The following is a 20,722-nucleotide window of genomic DNA, read 5'->3' on the forward strand; positions in this document are numbered from 1 at the left end:
TCAAAGTTGATTTAATTTTAATATTTTACTTATGTATCTGCTTGGAATGTCACTTCTAGTGAAATTGGTTGAATAAAATGGAAATTAATTTTGTATTGAGAACTACTTTTGAGCCTTAAAATACTACTCTCGATTCAGTTTTTACGTCGTTATAATTTCGTAAAAACCTCGTGAATAGTCTTTCCGATATAGAAAAATAGATCAATTTATTAGTACATGGTAAAAATTTGTCAGATCATCTTCAATGTCAGGTCGAGCGCAGTCGAGAACTTATTTGTATTGATACTTTAGTAAAAGAGCTTTCGACCTCGCTCGGGGTGACATAACGATTGGTTTTTGTCATTCACTAAAACCAATTTTATAATCCAAACCTATAACTTAAAGAAAAATGATAATAGTTTCAACAACTTTTAATAGTATATGTATCATAGATAGATTTTTTAAGTGTAGAATTAATTCGATATTATTTTTAGAAGATTTTAGGCATTTGCTGTTGCCACAAATTGTAATAAACCCCTTGTTTTTTGTACAGTTCCTTATGATTTCCTTTTTCGAAAACTTTTCCCTTTTGTAAAACGATAATTTCGTCGGCATTAACTACAGTGCTTAATCGATGAGCGATAAGAATTACTGTTTTGCCATTTTTCCTAAGGGTATTAATAGCTTTTTGAATAAAGTTTTCAGAGTTAGAATCAAGAGAAGATGTTGCCTCATCTAATACTAGTATTTCGGGTTTTTTATATAAAGCTCTTGCAATTGCAATTCGTTGTTTTTGCCCTCCAGAAAGAGATGCTCCATTTTCGCCTAAATAGGTGTTGAATCCGTTAGGTAATTCTTCTATGAACTGGAGGATTCCGATAGAATTACATATTTGAATAATTAAATCCATATCGGGATTAAAATCACCTACAGCGATATTATCAACAACGTTTCCTGAAAATAAATCAATTTGTTGAGGTACTACGCCTACAAAATCTCTAAGACTTGAATTCTTTATATATTTTACATCGATCTCTCCAAATTTTATGCGTCCCTTTTGAATTGGATATAAGTTTTGAAGTAATGAAATTAAAGTAGATTTTCCCGAGCCGCTTTCGCCAACAATAGCTGTAATCTTTCCTTTTTTTAGGGTTAAATTAAAGTCGTTAAAAACTTGTACTCGGCTTCCATAACGAAACGCAACATTTTCTATATTTATATCTCCAATTTTATCGTTGGTTAATTCCATTTTCTGTTCACCCTCTTCTCTTTCTAAATCCATGATTTCAAACAGCCTGTCTGCGGCTATCAAGGCATTTTGAATTTGTTTATTGGCACCGATTAAACTAGCAACAGGACTCGTGAAATAACCAATAATTGCGTAAAATGACATTAATTCTCCTGCTGTAATCTGTCGGTCAATTACAAAATAAGAACCACTCCATAATAAAACGACAGTGAAAATTTGGGCGATTAATTTAGTTGAAGTCCCCGAAAAAATGGAATTCAAGGCCGACTTGTATCCTATTTGTAATAGATTGATAAAACGAGTTTCAGTTTTAATATTGGCAAAATCTTCCAACCCAAAACGTTTTATGGTTCCTACCGAGTTTAAAGATTCCACTAACTGACTTTCGAGATCAGCCGAAGACTCCATAATTTCGCGCTCTGTCTTCTTATTTAGCTTATTAATAATGAAATATATTAAATAGTAAAAAGGGACGACTACAAGCATAATAAGAGCTAGTTTCCAGTAATACATAAACATTAATCCAAAAGAAAAAAATAGAATTAATATGTTTACGGTTAAGGATAGCGATACCTCGTTTATAAAAGTCCGTATTTTAACAGCGTCATTAATTCGCGAGATAATTTCTCCTACACGCATCGTGTCAAAGAATTGCTGAGGTAGCTTTAATAGGTGTTTATAATAACCTAGAATAAGTCTAGCGTCAATTTGTTGTCCTGTTTTGATTAAAAAGATGTCTTTGAAAACTCCAATAATAATTTGTAAGGCTATTAGTGCAAGCATAATAACACTTAGTAAATTTAATAGTTTGGTATTACCGCCAACTAATACATGATCCGTGATTTTTTGAATATAGATAGAGGTAGAGAAACCTAAGAGAGTGTAAATAACTGCCCCAATAAAAGCTTGTAGAATTACGAATTTATGTGGTTTTAATAAAAACCAAAAACGTTTCATTACCGATTTTTTTTCATTACGGGGAGTAAAATCTTCTTGAGGCATTAGTAAAACCAAAACACCTGTCCATTCCTTTAAAAATTCTTCATGAGTTTTCTTTTGAAATTTACCATCGCCTGGATCCATTATTTTCACGTATTCCTTGGTTACCTCGTAAATAACAACATAATGATGTAAATGTTCTTTAACAATTACATGGGCTATAGCGGGTTTGGGTATTTTAAACAAACTATCTAATTCTCCTCGAACTCCTTTTGCTTGAAAACCTAATTTTTCGGCAGCCTCAATAAGTCCAAGTACATTGGTTCCTTTTTTGTCTGAATAATAGAAAATCAAAATTCCAAATAAAGAGGCTAGTATGTCGAAGGCGTCAAAATTAATATTTTGATTGTAATAGCGTTCTAATTCCATAAATAGAACCAGAGCCATTGTGAATATTATGGATTTAAGTTTATTAATGTTAAGTTTTAAATAAACTAGGTAGACAATAGCAGCCCCAATAAAATTGGGGAGTATTCCCATAATAAAAGATAACGGAGTTTCTGGGGAATTTACATATACATAAGGTCTCAACCATTTGTTTACATACATGTATAAAAGAAATAAAATTGCAATGGAAGTCACGCGACTATTGTGAAAACAAAGCCTATTCATTTTTAGTTATTTATGAGTTGGTATTTACTTTAACCCAAGTAATATTCCATCGATAAAAGCTTCTCGATAATCGAATAAATAAATTATAATAAGGAGTAAAAAAGTAATTGCTATAGGTTTTTTAATCTTGTTTTTCATATTAGTAATTTTAGTAAGTGTTTTTAGTCAATTGTTTTTTCAACGGGCTGCTTTCCGTATAAACCAGCCTTAAAGTTTGACCAATCAGAAAAAATCATGTTAAAAAAAAGAAACGTGAGAATGAGGGCAATAAATGATTTTAATTTTTTTTTCATATTTAAAAAATTTAAAAAAGAGTGCTTTCGATTTACACCCTCATTTATTATTTATTAAAACCTTTTTATTTGGTGGTATAAAAAGGTCTTAGGAACATTAGTTAAAATGTATTCAAATTTAGTATAATGGTTTAAGATATCGTCAATAGCATTTAATTGTTAATACTAAATTAAGTTAGCGGGTTGTAATAATAATTTCAACAACTTTTAATAGTATGTGAATCATAGACGGTTTTTTAAGCTAATTCTTTCCAATAGTCGCTATAAAAGTTGGAGGTATTAAGTATTTCTAAATGACTTCCTTTTATAGAAATTTCTCCATTTTCTAAGACATAAATGGTGTCTGCGTACTTTTTTAAGGTCTCCAATCGATGTGAAATGAATAATACTCCCATTTGTTTTTTTAATTTTGAAATTAATTCAATACTAAACTTTTCCGTTTTTCTATCCATTGCAGCGGTAGCTTCATCAAGTATTAATAATTGTGGTTTTTTATATAAAACTCTAGCTAATGCAATAATTTGTTTTTGTCCTCCTGATAGATTAATTCCTTCTTCTCCTAATATCGTAGCATAGCCCTGCGGAAAGCTGTTAATAAACTCTTCAAATCCATATTCCTTGCAAAAATCAATTACATTTTCAGGAGTATCTTCTTTACCAACGAGTATATTGTCCAAAACATTTCCATTAAAAACGGTAATTTCTTGAGGAACCACTCCTACCAAATTTCTCCAATTAGTGAGTTCCACATCCATTAAAGAATTCTGATTATTTATAAGAATATTACCGTTTTCAATTTCATAGAACTTCTGGAGAATCTGGCCTAAGGTACTTTTACCGCTACCACTTTCTCCAACAATGGCAGAGATTTCACCTTTATTAATCGAAAGGTTGATATTTTTTAGCAATTGACTTCTACCTGCAAAGCGAAACGAGGTATTTTGAAACTCTAATGTTTCAAAGCTGGCGAGTTTAATATTTCCTCGCTTTTCTTTTTCAATAGAGGTAAATTCAAACATACGATTGAAAGCAATTTTAGCTTCATTAATAGGGATAGCAATTAGCGCTAAATTGGTAATAGAGGGTAGTAAAGATCCCGCGATTCCTAAAATAGCCATTAACTCACCCAATTGTATTTGTTTGTTGTATACTTGGAATGAAGTATAGGCTAAAATGGCCATCAAAAATAACACGCCAGATATTCCTGATAGCAAGGCTAAACGAACATTAATTTTACCCAAATCAACAATCTTATTCTGTAAATTACCAAATACGATTTGATTCAATTTTTGAAAAAAAGACTGACGATTAAAATTTTTAATCGTAGCAATTCCTTGCATACTGCTAATATAATTGCTTTCACTCAAAGCGTAACTTTGCATTACTTCTTTTTGCGATTGTATAATTTTGGTGTTGAAGCGATAAACTATAAAAAAGTAGATAGGTAAACTAACCAAAGCGATAACACCAACTTTCCAAGAATACGAAAAAAGAAAACCGAAGGATACTAAAACTACTAAAATGTCAATAATAAAGTTTCCAGCAATTAGTTTAATTACTTTTTGAACTCTGTTTGTGTCATTTAATCGAGCTACTAGTTCACCAATTTTTCGAGTATCAAAAAAAGGTTTTGGCAAATGCAGTAACGATCCGTAAAACGAATCGATAATTCTATTATTAAAATCTTTTGATTGTTTTATAAGTAACAGCTCTCTTAAAGCAGTAAAACCAACTCTAACTAATAATAAAAAAGTTAATAACCCAATACCTAATACTAGTTTTTTGGTGTTTTGAGAAGGTAAAATATCATCAATTAATTTTTGAGAAAATACTGACATTGCCATACCTAGTAAAGCAATACCAATACCAATTACAATACTACTTATAAGGAGTTGTTTATCTTCTTTTAGTAGATTTATAAACCAATCTTTTTTGGTTTTTTTAATGTTGGTAGCCTTTACGAAACTATCGTTAGGTGTAAGTGTTAAGCAGGTTTTAGATACCCAAATTTTATCTAATTCTTCTTTTGAATATTGAACAATCCCTTTTCCTGGGTCTCCAATAATAAATTTATTGTTTTCGTAACCATAGCAAATTACATAATGTTGTAATTTTTCCTCTATTATTACGTGTAAAATTAAAGGTTCTCCATGCTTTATAATGGCTTGTATATCGGCTTGATTACCTTCAGCAGTGAAACCCAGTTTATTGGCTGTTTGATATAACCCGAGTAGGGTTGTCCCTTGTTTTGTAGTACCACTTAATTCTCTAAGTTTTTCTATAGAACCGCTTCCTTCATAATATTGAAGTAATGATACCAAACAAGCTACACCACAATCAGATTGGTCGTGCTGTAAAATATGTGTTTTTTGTATGTGTTTTATGTTCATAGAATTTTTTGTTTTAGCATTCATAATCAAGCCAAGGAGGGGTTTTTATTATCGATTATGTTTTTTAAGATGTTGTATAGTTTTACAATATCCTTTTTTTGTATGTTACTAATATTAAAAACTAAATCATCCATTTCATATCTTGAAATGATAAACTCAGAATCACTCAGTTCAATATCTTTTAATTGATGATAGTTTAATGACTTACCCCAAAAGGATTTAATTTTAATGACCATACCGCGTTTATTGTATTGAACAGCATTTTTATACCAGAGATATTTTGAGTAAAAAACAGCTTGGGTAGTATTGCCTAGAGCTATGATTGCACTATTCCATTTGTTATTTTCATCGTAGAAAAACCCGAAAATTCCAATAATAATAAATATAAGTGATAGCCCCATAATAATCAACCATAGCTTATTATTTGAGTGGTTATCGAAATGTATTGTTTCATTTTTCATTTTAAAACATCTAAAATATCGCTCACTTTAGTAGCTCCTTTAAATTTTTTTAGCAATTGTTTATTGTTATCATACACTACGATATAAGGAATAGAATTCACATCAAATATTTTTGAAAACTCACCTTTTGAGTCTTCTAAAAAAGTAATATTAGCTTCTTTATCGAGTTTGTAGTCTTTAGCAAATTTTTGAATACCGTCTTTGTTTTCAAAAGACACAAAGATGATTTGCGTGTTTTTAAAGTCTCTTAGATGTTTTTGTATTTTGGTAGCCTCTGCTTGACAATAATCACAGTCTGAATTAAAATAAACAAAAATCGCGGGTGCTTTCGTTAAATTATTTTCAGTGAATATTGACCCTGTAAGCGTTTCAAATGAAAATTCAGGTATACTTTGCGTGCGCTCAGCTACCTCTTTTTTATGGTTGAGTTTGCTAGTTATTTTATAACCTAAAAAACCAATGGTGCTAAGAATAACTATGGCAATGGCAATTTTAATTGACTTTTTCATGATTGTTTTTATTTTTATACAGGCGAAACAAAATTGATAAGCTAATAGCTAGGCAAGGAATCAAAAAAATGTCAATAATTGTTTCGATTCTAACAACATCATACTTACTAAATAGAATACTCAATAAAAGTAATATTGACTTAATAATTAGTCCTGTTTTTATTTGTGTCTGTTTCATGTTTTCTCTTTCACTATTTTTTAAATATAGGTCTAATGATGTCTTGAAAATAAAATAGTCTCAGTTGATTTATTGTATCACCTTTTTATATATTAATTAGAAGTTTTAACTCATATTTAATGTTAAAAACATAACGAGTCCAATCCATATAATCAAACCGGTACCGTAACTAGCAGCCGTAATTTCAAAACTTTTCCAATAGTTGTTTCTTAATAATTTATGCAGTCCATACACCAACACAAAAAAGTAAGCAATTTCAAATAAGTTAATGCTTTGTAAAGGATAAATTAGCCAAGGTTCTAAATTGCTAATGTCTAAAAAGTTAATATAACTTAGTGGGTAATATTGTTGTATATCTTGTAAGGTATAGTCTGTTTTAATGAATAGGAAGTAGAATAATTTTACAAAACCAACGAGTACTAATACAAATTCTCCTAATAAAGCCACTCTAAAAAATTGCCTAAACTTCAGTTTATGCTCCATGTTATAAAAGAACATACCAATGCTTAAACATATCGCTACTAGACTGCTTCTTAGTAAAATAACAAGAGGGATGATGGCGTATCCAAACCATTCCCATTTTTTCTGACCGTTTAAAAGTTGTTCTACTTTATCTTGGGTTAGTTGTTCTGCATAAAAATTATAAACTAATTCATCTACTCTTATTACTTCTTTAAATAAGAAGGTTATAGTTACTGAGGAAAGAAATAATAAAGATAGATTAAAAAGAGATCCTTTAAACATTATTTCTTTTTATTATCGAAATTAAATAAATCAATGATGAAATTATTACAACATAATTTAATGAATGTTTAGTTATATTTAAATAATTACCTTGAGATATTACTTTGTAAACAGTGTAAATTAGTAAAATGAAAATTATCATTACTAATCCAATATTTTTTTTCATATTGAAGTTATAATTTGTTAAGAGATTAGAGAGAGGTAAACCTCTCTCCTTCTGTTTAATTTCTAAAGTAGTTCCAGCAACCAGCTGCAGGAATCCATGCAACGTAAAATTGACCTGTTAAAAAACCAGCTACAGCTGCACCACAGGATAATCCACCAATAAATTCATCTATTGTGTCTCCTCCTGCTACTATTTCCATTTCAATTAAATTTAACTGTTTCATGAAATTATGTTTAAGTTAGTGTTTATTTTAATGAGCATCTTGGGCACAACCAACAGATGCACCCGCTACCAATCCATAAGCAGCTCCTGCAGGACCTCCAAGAAAAGCTCCTAATACCGTTCCAAATCCAATTGATGCTCCACAAATAAAAGCTGATGAAATTGACCCACCACCTTGAAGGCTTTCCATTTGATTTAATTCTAATTTTTTCATAATTTAAAAATGTTTTAAAATAAACGCTATTCAAGTGAGTGCAATTTTTATCATTTCAATAGCATTTATAATTATAGTTTTCCCATGAATTTTTTATAGTCACTCATAGCTATATGACCATTTTTGCGCAAAAATATTTTGAACCCATAAGGGTTGTTGTTTTAAAAGTAATGAGTAAGTTTTATATGGTAATTTTATTAGCAATTACAACTTACTTTTTCGTTAGCAGTGGCTAAATTAGAAATATTTTTTAACTAAACAAACGTTTTTGTAGTGGATTTTCATAGGTTTTTTATGTGGTTTTGAAAATGAGATGTTTATGAGATGATTTTGATAAATTGTGTTTATTTCTTTTTGTGTCTAAATTGTATAATGCTAAGGGGCTGGAAATACCGATAAAAATTTATTGCGTTAAAAGAGTTTGGTTTCAATTTTTTTATCACTTTGCAGATAGTTGATTACTAGAGTGGTATAGTAATATTAATACAAAACCCAACACTTTTTTGAAAAAGTGCTGGGTTATTTATGTGTTCTCACTACTCAAAGAGTAGCGATCTAAGAAAGAGCTAAAAACTAATAAGCTCTTTTGTCATTTCCTTCGTAAAAATTAATAAAGGCCTGATTTACCACTCTGTTACCACCATTAGTAGGGTAATCTCCGGTAAAATACCAATCACCTAAGTTATCAGGACAAGCTTTGTGTAATTCACTTACAGGTTGATAAATAACTTCAACGTCGGCTTTAATTTCAGATGTTTTTAACATCTCTGCAGTTTTATTAGAGATTTGTTCGTCGGTAAAAGGAGCGTAAATCTCTTTTACATAATTTATAATATACTCGTCTTGCTTGTTTTGTTGAGCAATACATTTTTGATATACATCATAAACAATATGATACTGATTTGTTTCCTTCAAGAGTTCTAAAGCTGCTTTAAAAGCAATAAAGTCTCCGATCTTAGCCATATCAATACCGTAACAATCAGGATATCGGATTTGAGGAGCTGAAGAAACGATTACAATCTTTTTAGGATTTAATCGATCTAAAATTTTGATGATACTTTTCTTTAAAGTAGTACCTCTGACAATACTATCGTCAATAATTACTAAGTTATCAGTAGGTTTTACTACGCCATAAGTAACATCATAAACGTGAGCTACTAAATCATCTCTACTGCTATCATCAGAAATAAATGTTCTTAATTTAGCATCTTTTATAGCGATTTTCTCAAAACGAGGGCGTGTTGATAGAATTTCTATTACTCTTTCTTTAGAAAGTTTTCCACCACCAGCTAATATAGCTTCCGTTTTTTGTTGGTTTAATACATCTTCTGCTGCTTCCATCATACCAAAGAAAGAAGTTTCTGCAGTATTAGGTATGTAAGTAAAAACAGTGTTTTTAATATCGTGATTGATCGATTTTAACACATTAGGAAAAACGTATTTCCCTAAATTTTTACGCTCGTTATATATGCTTGCATCACTACCTCTCGAAAAATAAATACGTTCAAATGAACATGCTTTCTTAGGTTTTTGCTCTAAAATAGGAGACATAGTAGTTGTACCGTTCTTCTTGATGATTAAAGCATGTCCTCTTTCGATTTCTTTAATAGTATCAATATTTACATTAAATACTGTTTGAATAACAGGACGTTCAGAAGCAACAACCACAACTTCATCATCTTGATAATAAAATGCAGGACGAATCGCTGAAGGATCTCTAAACACAAAAGCATCTCCATGACCTAATAAGCCAGCCATAGCATAACCACCATCCCAATTTTTTGAAGATCGTTGTAAAATTCTTTGAATGTCTAGGTTTTCTTCAATAAAAGGAGAAGCATCCTTTTTATTTAAACCGTTCTTTTTTGCTTCAACATACGTGTCAGCCACTTCATCTTCTAAGAAATGACCTATCTTTTCCATAACCGTTACCGTGTCAGCAGATTCTTTTGGGTGTTGCCCTAAATCTATCAACTCTTTCATTAATTGACTAGAGTTGGTCATGTTAAAGTTACCAGCTACAATTAAACTCTGATGACGCCAATTACTTTGACGTAAAAAAGGATGAACATTTTCAATGCTGTTTCCTCCAAAAGTTCCATAACGAACATGGCCTAAAAATAGGTTCCCAATATAGGGCATGTTTTCTTCCTGCCATTGAACATCGTTAATCTTCTCTGGGTTTTTCTCAAAAACACCATTAATTCGTTCGTTTATTTGCCCAAAAATATCCTGAATAGGTTGGGTTTTATTCGAACGAATTCTACTAATATATCGAGTACCTGGCTCAACGTTAAACTTAATACTTGCAATACCAGCACCATCTTGTCCACGATTGTGCTGCTTTTCCATAAGCAAGTACATTTTGTTTACTCCATAAAATGCGGTACCATACTTTTCCTTATAGTACTCTAAAGGCTTTAATAATCGTACCAAAGCAATTCCACATTCATGTTTTATAGCGTCGCTCATTGTTTAAAAAAGTGTTATACCAATTGAATTTTGAAATGCTGTATACATAAAATGAAATCTATTTAGAATTGATTTAGGCAAAAAATACCAACATAGCCTGTGCTATGAGGATGTTTTTTAACGACAAACAAACTAAAAAGAAACAATTTATATGCATCATTTTAAGGTTTAATTGGTGTTAGTTGTGTTGTGTTGTTTTTTATAGTGTTGAATAAAAAATCCGCAGTTAACCCGCGGATTTTCATTATGCTAATTCGATATCAAATTGTGTTAACTCCTTAAAGGCCTGTAAACGATTCTGAACTTCTTCTTTTGTAAGTTCTTCCATTCGTTGTGTTCCAAATTTTTCTACACAGAAAGAAGCTAGGTTCGATCCGTAAATAATGGCGTTTTTCATGTTTTCAAAAGAAACATCTCCAGTTTTTGCTAAATACCCACAAAAACCACCTGCAAAAGTATCTCCAGCACCAGTTGGATCAAAGACCTCTGCTAAAGGTAAAGCGGGAGCAAAAAACATTTTTCCTTCGTTAAATAAAAGTGCACCATGCTCTCCTTTTTTAATAACTACAAATTTAGGCCCCATTTCATGAATCTTTTTTGCAGCATTTACTAAGGAATACTCTCCACTTAATTGACGAGCTTCTTCGTCGTTTATAGTAATAACATCAATGCTTTTTAAAACTTCGTGTAAATCGTTAAGAGCAATATCCATCCAGAAATTCATAGTATCTAAAACTACCAATTTAGGACGCTCATTCATTTGTTCAAGAACAGAAGCTTGTGTTAATGGATGAAGGTTTCCTAACATCACAATTTCAGAGTTTTTAAATTCCTCTGGAACAACAGGCTTAAAATGTTCTAAAACATTTAATTCTGTAACTAAGGTGTCACGAGAGTTCATGTCGTTATGGTATTTTCCACTCCAAAAGAAGGTTTTTCCTTCTTTTATAATTTCAATACCATCGGTGTTAATTCCTTTGTTTTCCATCATATCTAAATATGATTGAGGAAAGTCTCCTCCTACTACAGAAACAACTCCAGTTGATACTCCGAATTGAGCAGCAGCTAAACCTACAAAAGTTCCTGATCCTCCTAAAATCTTATCTGTTTTACCAAATGGTGTTTCAATAGCATCAAAAGCTACTGTACCTACAGCTAATAATTTACTCATAGTGTTAATTTACATGTCTTACGTATAGAAACTCTGTTTTGAAGTCAACAAAAACATTTTAATAAATTGTCGCGATAACTTGTCAACACTCTAATAGTTTCTATGTTCAAGAACTTTATTCTACTTTGTACGTATTCTTTTGAATACCTAACAAAAATTAATATTTAAGTTTACTTTATTAACAGAAGGCATCAAAATGCCTTTTTTTGTCGTAATTTTGCATATCAAACAAAATTAGTCTTTGACTGTGCAAAAATAGTTCTAAAAAATGACTATCAAAGAAATACAAGAAGAAATTATTGATGAGTTCTCTATGTTCGAGGACTGGATGGAACGTTACGAATATATTATTGAATTAGGGAAATCATTACCTTTAATAGACGATTCTTATAAATTAGATGAAAATTTAATAAAGGGATGTCAGTCAAAAGTATGGCTGCATTCTGAATTGAATGATAATAAAGTTCAATTTTCAGCGGATAGTGACGCCATTTTAACAAAAGGAATTGTAGCGCTTTTATTGCGCGTGTTCTCAGAGCAATCTCCCAAAGACATTTTAGAGGCTGATACTGAATTTATCAATGAAGTTGGTTTAAAGGAGCATTTAAGTCCTACTAGAGCTAATGGGTTAGTATCTATGGTAAAACAAATTAAACTATATGCTTTAGCACAGCAAACTAAAATAGCGAAATAAGACTTTAATTATGACGGAAGATAAACTTGAAGAGTTAGGAGATAAAATTGTACGTGTTTTAAAAACTATTTTCGATCCTGAAATCCCAGTAGATATTTATGAACTTGGGTTAATTTATGATGTTTTTGTCTCAGAAGAAAACGATGCTAAAATTTTAATGACATTAACTTCTCCGAACTGTCCAGTGGCTGAAACATTGCCTGTTGAAGTAGAGGATAAGGTGAAAACATTAGAGGAAATTAATAATTGTGAGGTAGAAATTACATTTGATCCTACTTGGACTCAAGATTTGATGAGTGAAGAGGCAAAATTAGAATTAGGACTTTTGTAAAATGGCAGATGAAATTATTAATAGAGTAGCCAATAGCCCTCTTCAAACTATTGATCTTGAGGATTTTTATCCAAACGGACAACGAATTGTTTTTGATATTAAAGATTGGTTGTTTGAAGGATTAATTTTAAGAGAAAAAGACTTTAGAGATCAGGTGAAATCTCATAACTGGGAACAATATCAAAATTGCTACATAGCTTTAACTTGCAGTACAGATGCCATAATTCCTTCTTGGGCCTACTTATTACTAGCAACTGTGCTAACACCATATGCAAAAAAAGTGGTGGTTGGCGATTTAGAATTATTGGAAACAGTTGTTTTTAAGGAAATTATTGATAACTTTGATATTGAAAAATTAAAGGATAAACCAGTAATTATTAAAGGATGTGCTAGCAAACCAATCCCTTCTTCTGCATATACCTTTTTAATTCAAAGAATACAGCCTGTAGCAAAAAACATTATGTTTGGTGAGGCTTGCTCTACAGTACCTTTGTTTAAAAGGAAATAAATAGAAGTTAAATAAATTATATCGTAATAGTAGAATGAGAACTATACTTTTTACGCTATTAGTGAATGTCCTGTTTTTTGGATATTCACAGGAAAAGAAAGACAGTATCCCAAAGGTATGGAAGGTTAACGGGAAACTAGCATTTGTATTAAATCAATCGTCATTTTCTAATTGGATTGCAGGGGGAAGTAATACCGTTGCAGGAAATATAGCGCTGGATTATGATTTTAATTACCATAGAAATAAATGGCGTTGGGACAACAAAATTACTTCTATATATGGGTTGAGTTATATTGATGGACAAGGTGTTAGGAAAACTGACGATCGTTTTGAGTATAATTCTTTACTAGGTTTAAAATCAGGAAAATACTGGTTCTTTTCATTTATCAGTAATTTCAAAACGCAATATACTCGCGGGTACGATTATAAAAAAACTCCTTTCGAACCTATTTCAGATTTCTTGTCACCAGCATATTGGAGTTTTGGGCCTGGTATGTTATGGAAAAAATCTGATAGCGCGAGGGTAAATATTGCACCAGCATCTGCCCGTTTAACATTTGTTTCAGACGAGTTTTCTGGAAAATACGGTGTTGATGAGGGTAGAAACACTTCTTTTGGTTTGGGATTTAATTTATCTGGATACTTCAAATTTCATGTTATGAAAAATGTTGAAATGGAAAATATTCTTGCCATGTATTCTGATTATTTAGACAAACCTCAAAATATTGATGTTGATTATCAAATGAGGTTTTTCATAAAAATAAATAAAAATTTATCTACCAATTTAGGGTTTCATACGATTATAGATGATAATGCTTCCAGTAAAATTCAATTTAAACAGATGTTTGGATTGGGATTAAATTATATTTTTCATAAAACGTGACTTTTTCAAAATATCGTTGTCCTAAGCTAGGAAAACAATTAGATTTGTATATCTAAAAAATCAAAAAGAATATTATAATGAAAAAATTATTAGCTATTGCAATTTTATTTGCAGCAGTAACGGTTAAAGGTCAAGAGGTAAAGGAAGAGCCAAAAGAAGGTTGGAAAAAAGGAGGTATTGTTACTTTCTTATTTAATCAGTCAGCATTTAATAATTGGTTAGCTGGAGGTACAAACAATATCTCAGGTACTTTAGGGGTAAATTATGATTTTAATTATACGAAAGGTGATTGGACCTGGGATAATAAGATTATAGCTTCTTACGGATTAACTAAATTAAAGTCTGAGGAGGCTCAGAAAACCGATGATCGCCTTGAGTTTAATTCGATTGCAGGAAAGAGAGCATCTAAAAATTGGTACTACTCTACATTTTTTAACTTTAAAACTCAAATGTCATCTACTGATATTAATGGAGTGCAGCAATCGCACTTTTTCTCGCCTGCTTATTTCCAGTTTGGACCAGGTATGATGTGGAAAAAGTCAGATAATTTAAAAATTAATTTCGCTCCTGCAACTTCAAAATTAGTAGTATTAAGTTCTGATTTAGCTCCAGCATTTGGTGTTGATTTTGGAGAGTCTACTCGTTATGAATTAGGTGCTGCGGTTAATGCGTATTACAAATTTAATCTAATGGAAAATGTTTCTGTTGAAAATATTTTAAACTTGTATAGTAACTATTTAGAAGAAGCTAAAAACGTTGATATCGATTATACAGTGAATGTAGTTATGAAAATTAATAAGTTCTTATCAGCTAACTTAGCTCTGCAAGCTATTTATGATGATAATGCTTTTGAAGGTTTTCAAACTAGAGAAGTATTTGGATTAGGAGTTAATTATAATTTCTAAGATAAAAACAAAAAATATATAAAAGGCTGTTTACTAATGTAAACAGCCTTTTTTTGTTGGGTTTAGTAATGGGTTTTTGGAGTGTAATGTATCTTTTTTAGAAGGAGATTAATTTTTTTGGCACGCAATTTGAATTTAGAATAGCATAACCACAAAACAGATGCGTATGAAACGTTTAAAAATACTATTACTATTATTGATTACGGGATCAATGTTAACTTCATGTGTTGTAGTTAATGACGAGTATATAGATAACGGAATTTCTCTAAATGAATTAATATCGAGTTACGATTTATGGTATATCGATTATCATAGAACTCAAGGTAATGACGATATTCCATTCGTTTCAAAAGCTTTTACAATGTCGTTTTTAAATGGAAGAATGTATGCCAACAATAATATTGTAGATATAGGTAGGACAGGAAATGGGTTAGGAGTTCAAGTAGGAAGGTATGATACATTTAATTCTATTTTGGAAACTAATCATAGTTTAGATGGACGATATGATTTTGAGGTAGTTCAAATATCACAAAATGAAATTAGAATAGATTGCGTGTCACGAAATGTGAGTTACTATTTAATAGGTTACCAGAAAAATACGTTTGATTATGATAAGTTGTTTTACGATAATATTGAATATTTCCTACAGGAGTATGTTGCTTGGGAGAGAATAAGGTCAGAGGACGGTGTTCCGAATGCTTTTGATGATGAGCACTATTTACAGTTTACTCCAGAAAATAATGTAACATTCTATTCATCTCATGATCCGTTTGGCACGAATATTGATAATATCTTATGGGATTACGTTGGAGGATATGAAGTAGCTAATGTAAATGGATACGACGACCTAAAAGTTTTAACACTTAATTATGATCAAGGTGATACTGAGACATTTGAGTTAAGCGTTATAAATGATGAAACGGTAGCATTGTACCATATACGTTCTCAAACTACGTATACTTTTGCAGGAAGAGGATTTATTCAGTACCGAAAGGCAGATGGAAAAATGAAAGCAAAAGATATTGTAAGGAATAGTGGAAGAAAACGTACTAAAATAACAAGAAAAACAGTTGAAAGAAGAGTTTTAAAATAAAGTTTGGTTAGTTGATTTTTGGTTGGTTATGAATAATAACCAATTAAAATACCGCCCCTCTCGGGGCGGTTTTTTTATGCGTAAATAATTTGATCAAAACGCAAATAAGTTAACGGATCGATGGTACTGGTGCTGTATAGCCATTTTTTGTAATGTTTAGAGCGTTTTTTGGTTTGTTATTAGTTAGTAACAAAACAGCGGCCGCAATAGGTGCAGCATATGAGGTTCCACTACCAAAACTATAACGATTGTGCTTTTTATTCCAAGAAGGAAGTTTACCAGCAGGAAGCCAATAATCTATTTGTGATCCAAATCCAGAATTTTCCCATGGAGCATAATATATTCCTCTTCTTCCGATGAATCGAGAAAGCCCACCGATAACCTTTAAATTATCATTTCGAGTACTCCAAGAAGATTCAAAATAATGGTCTGTATCTAAATTTTGACTAGAGTTACCGGAAGCAATAGTACAAACAGCAACCTTCGATAATGATTTTAATGCTTTTTCAAATAACCTTAAACCTTTACGTTCTTCTTCTCCCCATAATGATTCACCTTTAAATCCAGCACTAAAATTAAAAACCTCGCCAGGTTTGATGTTTTTTCTTACATAATCTAAAGCTTCTACCAAACCTGAAAAGCTGCTGGCGTCAGGTCTAATTAAAACGACGGTGGCACCGTGAGCGATTCCATGAATTCCTGTTCCATTTTTCTTTGCTGCGAGTATTGAAGCTACATGGTTTGCATGAGTAGAACTGTATGGATCCCCCCAACCAGAACTATTAAAAGATTTACTTCTGTTCCAATCAATATTAACTTCTCCATCTTTATAGTATCCATGAGGTTCATATACCCAAACTGTTTTACCAGTTCCATTACCTGACCCTACTAAAGATACTGCCCAGGGCTGAACTTCTCCTGATGGAAGTGTAATGTTTCCATGTTCATCCATTGAAGAACCATTGGCATTTCTTTTTGTAACGTTTTTTTTGTTAGATTCGAAATAATAAGGTTCTTCAGGAGCTTCTGAAATCTCTATGATATTATCCTTAACTACTGATTCTATTTTAGAATCTAGTCCAAACCTATTTGCAATGTTTTTTGAGGTTTTAAGAGTAAAACCTTTGAAAATACTGCTATACTCTTTAGATATTTGTTGTTCGGTAATACCATATTGAGTGGTGAGATAGTTTTTTAAAGAAGGAATATCTTCTAAAACATTATCTTTAAAAACAACAATATAGTTTTGTTGTTGAGCTTCTTCTGTCGTTGTCATTATGCTACTATCCAAATCACTATCATTGGTCTCACAAGAGCCCATTGAAAGTAAACTTGCGGTAATTACTGTTGACAATACAGCTCTTCTCAGTCTTTTAAAATTTTCCATTTAATTTTAATTAAGTTATTTGCAGCGAAGCTAATTATTTTAATTAAATCTAAATAAATTCATTTTTGCGTTTTTAACAATTTGTCTTCTAATTTGATAAAAGGACAGTAAAAAAGGGATATTATTATCGATTCTTACAAAATAGGGGTAAGTGTTGAGCTATTTTGTTTTTTGGTGTATTATGATGATTCATAGTTTTTTAAAAATGAATAAATCATAGCTTTTCTCATGATTTCACTTTTAGAAAGTGATTAAAAGTTTTTTCATTATTCACATATTGTTTTCTCGGGGATTGGAACAGGTTTAGCGTTTTCATAAAGTAAATAATCTTTTAAAGATAAAAACATGAACAACTTTGATAGGGGACTTAAAAAAGATTATTTTTATAGTAAATTACTCTTTACTCTAAGAAGTTAGAGGAAATACAAGTAGTTGGTTATGTAAAATTGTAAACTTACTTTAATAACAATGATTAAAACAGCTTTTATTACTGGAGCTACCTCGGGAATAGGGAAAGCCACTGCAATACTTTTTGCTAAAAACTCTGTAAACTTAGTAATATGTGGAAGAAGGGAAAGTAAACTAAAAGAACTTAAGGAAGAGTTACAGCAGTATGCTCAAATACACACACTTCAGTTTGATGTTAGGAATAAAGAGGAAGTTCAAAAAGCTATTGAGAGTCTTCCAGAAGAATTTAAATCTATTGACTTGCTAGTTAATAATGCTGGAAATGCTCATGGGTTGAGCCCAATTCAGGATGGTAGCGTTGATGATTGGGATGCTATGATTGATGGCAATGTGAAAGGATTACTTTATGTTACCAAAGCGATCATGCCCGGAATGATAAAAAATAAAAAAGGATTTATTCTAAATATTGGTTCAATAGCGGCAAAGGAAGTATATCCAAATGGAAATGTTTATTGTGCCTCAAAATATGCAGTAGATGCATTGAATAAAGGTATGAGAATAGATTTAAACAAACATAATATAAGGGTGTGTGCAATTCATCCTGGGTTTGTAGAAACAGAATTCTCAGAAGTACGTTTCAAAGGAGATACCGAAAGAGCTGATAATGTTTACAAAGGGTATAAAGCACTTCAGTCTGAAGATATAGCAGATATTATTTACTTTGTAACCACAAGACCGTATCATGTTAATATTGAAGATTTAATTGTATATCCTACGGCACAGGCAAGTGCTACAATTATTAATAAAAATGTCTAAGTATTCAAAAACCATTGCAGGTTGCATGTCTTGGGGGCAATGGGGAAAGAAACTCAGTACCCCCAAGATGGTGGATCTCATTCATTTTTGTATAGAAAACTCAATTACTACATTTGACCATGCCGATATTTATGGAGATTATACTACAGAAGCTGAATTTGGAAAAGCGCTTAAAGAAAGTCATATAGTAAGGGAGAATATTCAACTGATTTCTAAATGCGGAATTCAATACATCGGAAAGTCTAGATCTAATAAAGTAAAGCATTATAATTATTCAAAAGAGTATATTGTTTGGAGTGTTGAAGAATCATTGAAAAACCTGCAAACGGAGTACCTCGATTTATTGTTGTTACACAGACCAAGTCCGCTAATGAATCCTAAAGAAGTTTCTGAAGCAATACAGCAATTAAAAAATGAGGGAAAAATTAGAGACTTTGGACTGTCTAATTTTACACCTAGTCAAACAGAACTAATTAAGAGTAAAGAGGAGGTATTAGTAAATCAGATTGAAGTTTCATTAACTCAATTTTCTGCAATGCTTGATGATAGCTTGCAATATATGCAGTTGAATAAAATACAACCAATGATATGGAGTCCGTTAGGGAAGTATTTTAAAGAAAAGAATGATCAAAATACTCGAATAAAAAACGAATTAGAAAATCTTTGTAAAAAATATGGGGTCACAGAGAGTCAATTATTGCTGGCTTGGTTATATAAACATCCAGTCAATATGATTCCTGTAATTGGAACCACAAACAAAGATAGAATCATTGAGTCAGTAAAAGCGCAATCAATAGAATTGGAATTGGAAGATTGGTTTGCTCTTTTGGTAGCGAGTCAAGGACATAAAGTACCTTAAAATGATTAATAAACGGCTTTTAATAAAGAGTTTGCTTTCTAAGAATGATGAGAATAGCTTTTACGATAAAAAGCAAAAATTATCGCTTCAATCAAGAGAAAGCAAGGCGAAATTTATAAAGCATGTTTGTGCCTTATCCAATTCAAACCCAGACAACAATTCTTACATTGTTATTGGGGTTGAAGATGAGGAAAACAAAATTGTTGGAGTAGATTTTTTTGATGATAGTAAAATTCAGAACTTAGTAAATGCCTATCTAATAAATCCTCCAAAAATCAGTTATGAAAATGTTCATTTTCCAAGATTACCTCGTTATAAAGTCGTTGGACTCGTAACTATTTATCCAAATAAAGAGATTACTTCTCTCTCCAAAACAGCATGGAAATACCCCAAAAAAACCATATTTTACAGAATAGGAAGTAATTCTATTCCTTTCGAGGGAAATTTCATTCTCAAAAACACAAATAAACCCATTGTTCGCGCTATTGAAAAACATGCAGGAAATAATATAGAACTTACTTTGAATGGAGTTTTTGATTTTTTCAATAGACATAAAAAGGAATACAATCCGCAATACAAAGTTTTTAGTGAGCAATTCGTTTTGTGTTGGGCCGGGAAGAAATCAAAATTTAATGGTGAAGAATATTATTCAAGAGTCGATATTGAGTTGATTAATGAGCAAGTACGTCTGTTTTATTCGAATTTAGACGATGTGAAAATTTCATATAATGAAAACTCTTTTATTATAACGGAATACATTTTGCTTGGAATTGACAAAGAACATAAACACTATCCCCTAGAGAAAACAGTTATTCATTTTAAAGAAAATGGAATTCATGATATAGCTACTGAGTTTTTATTTGAGTCACCGAAATTCAATAAAAAAGTGTTGTATCATATTTATAATAATAACAATGCGATAATTTCAAAAATTGAAAAGGAAATACCGCTATCAGTATCAGAACATGAAGATGTACTTAAGTTACCTACTTCATATTTAATTTGCTATCTGAATGGATTTTTAGAGGCAGAAGAAAATTTGAAAAAAGCAAAAAAGTATATACGAAGTTTGGAGGATAAAAAAACCTATATAGAATTTAAGGAAGTTTTACGAGTATTAAGGAAAGTGAAATATAAATAAAGCGCCAATAACATAGTTTTATCGACGCTTGTTTTTGT

Annotated in this window: 19 protein-coding genes; 9 read left to right on the top strand and 10 right to left on the bottom strand. The window is 31.2% G+C overall.

What is annotated here, in order from left to right:
* Nucleotides 1-469: 469 nt before the first annotated feature.
* From BLW23_RS15795 to BLW23_RS15835, 9 genes are all read right to left on the bottom strand, one after another.
* Complete coding sequence (locus BLW23_RS15795) at nt 470-2,776, bottom strand: peptidase domain-containing ABC transporter (protein WP_255362811.1); 2,307 nt, start codon at nt 2,774-2,776, stop codon at nt 470-472.
* A 592-nt stretch (nt 2,777-3,368) separates the two neighbouring features.
* Nucleotides 3,369-5,522 (bottom strand): peptidase domain-containing ABC transporter, encoded by a 2,154-nt coding sequence (locus tag BLW23_RS15800; RefSeq protein WP_093671857.1) that lies wholly within the window; start codon nt 5,520-5,522, stop codon nt 3,369-3,371.
* 26 nt (nt 5,523-5,548) lie between these two features.
* Complete coding sequence (locus BLW23_RS15805; protein WP_093671547.1) at nt 5,549-5,983, bottom strand: hypothetical protein; 435 nt, start codon at nt 5,981-5,983, stop codon at nt 5,549-5,551.
* On the bottom strand, nt 5,980-6,492 hold the full coding sequence (locus tag BLW23_RS15810; protein ID WP_093671549.1) for a TlpA family protein disulfide reductase: 513 nt from the start codon (nt 6,490-6,492) through the stop codon (nt 5,980-5,982). Before BLW23_RS15810 ends, BLW23_RS15805 begins: the two co-directional genes overlap by 4 nt.
* 283 nt (nt 6,493-6,775) lie before the next feature.
* Nucleotides 6,776-7,414 carry a hypothetical protein gene (locus BLW23_RS15820; protein ID WP_093671553.1) on the bottom strand — a complete coding sequence of 213 codons (639 nt, stop codon included), beginning with the start codon at nt 7,412-7,414 and terminating at the stop codon, nt 6,776-6,778.
* Between the two features lie 221 nt (nt 7,415-7,635).
* Complete coding sequence (locus BLW23_RS23305) at nt 7,636-7,803, bottom strand: hypothetical protein (RefSeq protein ID WP_176829851.1); 168 nt, start codon at nt 7,801-7,803, stop codon at nt 7,636-7,638.
* A gap of 27 nt (nt 7,804-7,830) precedes the next feature.
* Nucleotides 7,831-8,016, bottom strand: a complete 186-nt coding sequence (locus BLW23_RS15825) for a hypothetical protein (protein WP_093671555.1) — start codon at nt 8,014-8,016, stop codon at nt 7,831-7,833.
* Between the two features lie 573 nt (nt 8,017-8,589).
* Entirely contained in the window at nt 8,590-10,488 is a 1,899-nt protein-coding gene (locus tag BLW23_RS15830; protein ID WP_093671557.1) for an amidophosphoribosyltransferase, read from the bottom strand.
* A 244-nt stretch (nt 10,489-10,732) separates the two neighbouring features.
* The gene (locus tag BLW23_RS15835) at nt 10,733-11,659 is read right to left on the bottom strand and encodes a PfkB family carbohydrate kinase (protein ID WP_093671559.1); all 927 of its coding nucleotides are present in this window, start codon (nt 11,657-11,659) and stop codon (nt 10,733-10,735) included.
* Between the two features lie 268 nt (nt 11,660-11,927).
* Between BLW23_RS15835 and BLW23_RS15840 the strand changes: the two genes are divergently transcribed.
* The 6 genes from BLW23_RS15840 (at nt 11,928) to BLW23_RS15865 (ending at nt 16,073) form a co-directional block, all read left to right on the top strand.
* Nucleotides 11,928-12,353 (top strand): SufE family protein, encoded by a 426-nt coding sequence (locus BLW23_RS15840; RefSeq protein WP_093671561.1) that lies wholly within the window; start codon nt 11,928-11,930, stop codon nt 12,351-12,353.
* Nucleotides 12,354-12,363: 10 nt separating this feature from the next.
* Nucleotides 12,364-12,684, top strand: coding sequence for an iron-sulfur cluster assembly protein (locus tag BLW23_RS15845; protein ID WP_093671563.1), 321 nt, complete (start codon nt 12,364-12,366; stop codon nt 12,682-12,684).
* A 1-nt stretch (nt 12,685) separates the two neighbouring features.
* The gene (locus BLW23_RS15850; protein WP_093671565.1) at nt 12,686-13,192 is read left to right on the top strand and encodes a DUF2480 family protein; all 507 of its coding nucleotides are present in this window, start codon (nt 12,686-12,688) and stop codon (nt 13,190-13,192) included.
* 34 nt (nt 13,193-13,226) lie between these two features.
* Nucleotides 13,227-14,075, top strand: a complete 849-nt coding sequence (locus BLW23_RS15855; RefSeq protein WP_093671567.1) for a DUF3078 domain-containing protein — start codon at nt 13,227-13,229, stop codon at nt 14,073-14,075.
* Nucleotides 14,076-14,152: 77 nt separating this feature from the next.
* Complete coding sequence (locus BLW23_RS15860; RefSeq protein ID WP_093671569.1) at nt 14,153-14,980, top strand: DUF3078 domain-containing protein; 828 nt, start codon at nt 14,153-14,155, stop codon at nt 14,978-14,980.
* Nucleotides 14,981-15,146: 166 nt separating this feature from the next.
* Nucleotides 15,147-16,073 (top strand): hypothetical protein, encoded by a 927-nt coding sequence (locus BLW23_RS15865; RefSeq protein ID WP_093671571.1) that lies wholly within the window; start codon nt 15,147-15,149, stop codon nt 16,071-16,073.
* A 109-nt stretch (nt 16,074-16,182) separates the two neighbouring features.
* Here BLW23_RS15865 and BLW23_RS15870 read toward each other — a convergent pair whose 3' ends face one another.
* Nucleotides 16,183-17,460, bottom strand: a complete 1,278-nt coding sequence (locus BLW23_RS15870) for a S8/S53 family peptidase (protein ID WP_093671573.1) — start codon at nt 17,458-17,460, stop codon at nt 16,183-16,185.
* 468 nt (nt 17,461-17,928) lie between these two features.
* Between BLW23_RS15870 and BLW23_RS15875 the strand changes: the two genes are divergently transcribed.
* The 3 genes from BLW23_RS15875 to BLW23_RS15885 are packed head-to-tail and all read left to right on the top strand — an operon-like array spanning nt 17,929 to nt 20,684.
* Nucleotides 17,929-18,684: an SDR family NAD(P)-dependent oxidoreductase gene (locus BLW23_RS15875; RefSeq protein ID WP_093671575.1), complete on the top strand. Its 756-nt coding sequence runs from the start codon at nt 17,929-17,931 to the stop codon at nt 18,682-18,684.
* Nucleotides 18,677-19,543: an aldo/keto reductase gene (locus tag BLW23_RS15880; protein WP_093671859.1), complete on the top strand. Its 867-nt coding sequence runs from the start codon at nt 18,677-18,679 to the stop codon at nt 19,541-19,543. The genes BLW23_RS15875 and BLW23_RS15880 overlap by 8 nt, the downstream gene beginning before the upstream one ends.
* A gap of 1 nt (nt 19,544) precedes the next feature.
* Nucleotides 19,545-20,684 carry an ATP-binding protein gene (locus BLW23_RS15885; RefSeq protein ID WP_093671577.1) on the top strand — a complete coding sequence of 380 codons (1,140 nt, stop codon included), beginning with the start codon at nt 19,545-19,547 and terminating at the stop codon, nt 20,682-20,684.
* The last annotated feature ends 38 nt before the right edge of the window (nt 20,685-20,722 follow it).

The sequence above is a fragment of the Tenacibaculum sp. MAR_2009_124 genome, from assembly GCF_900105455.1.
Classification (GTDB): domain Bacteria; phylum Bacteroidota; class Bacteroidia; order Flavobacteriales; family Flavobacteriaceae; genus Polaribacter.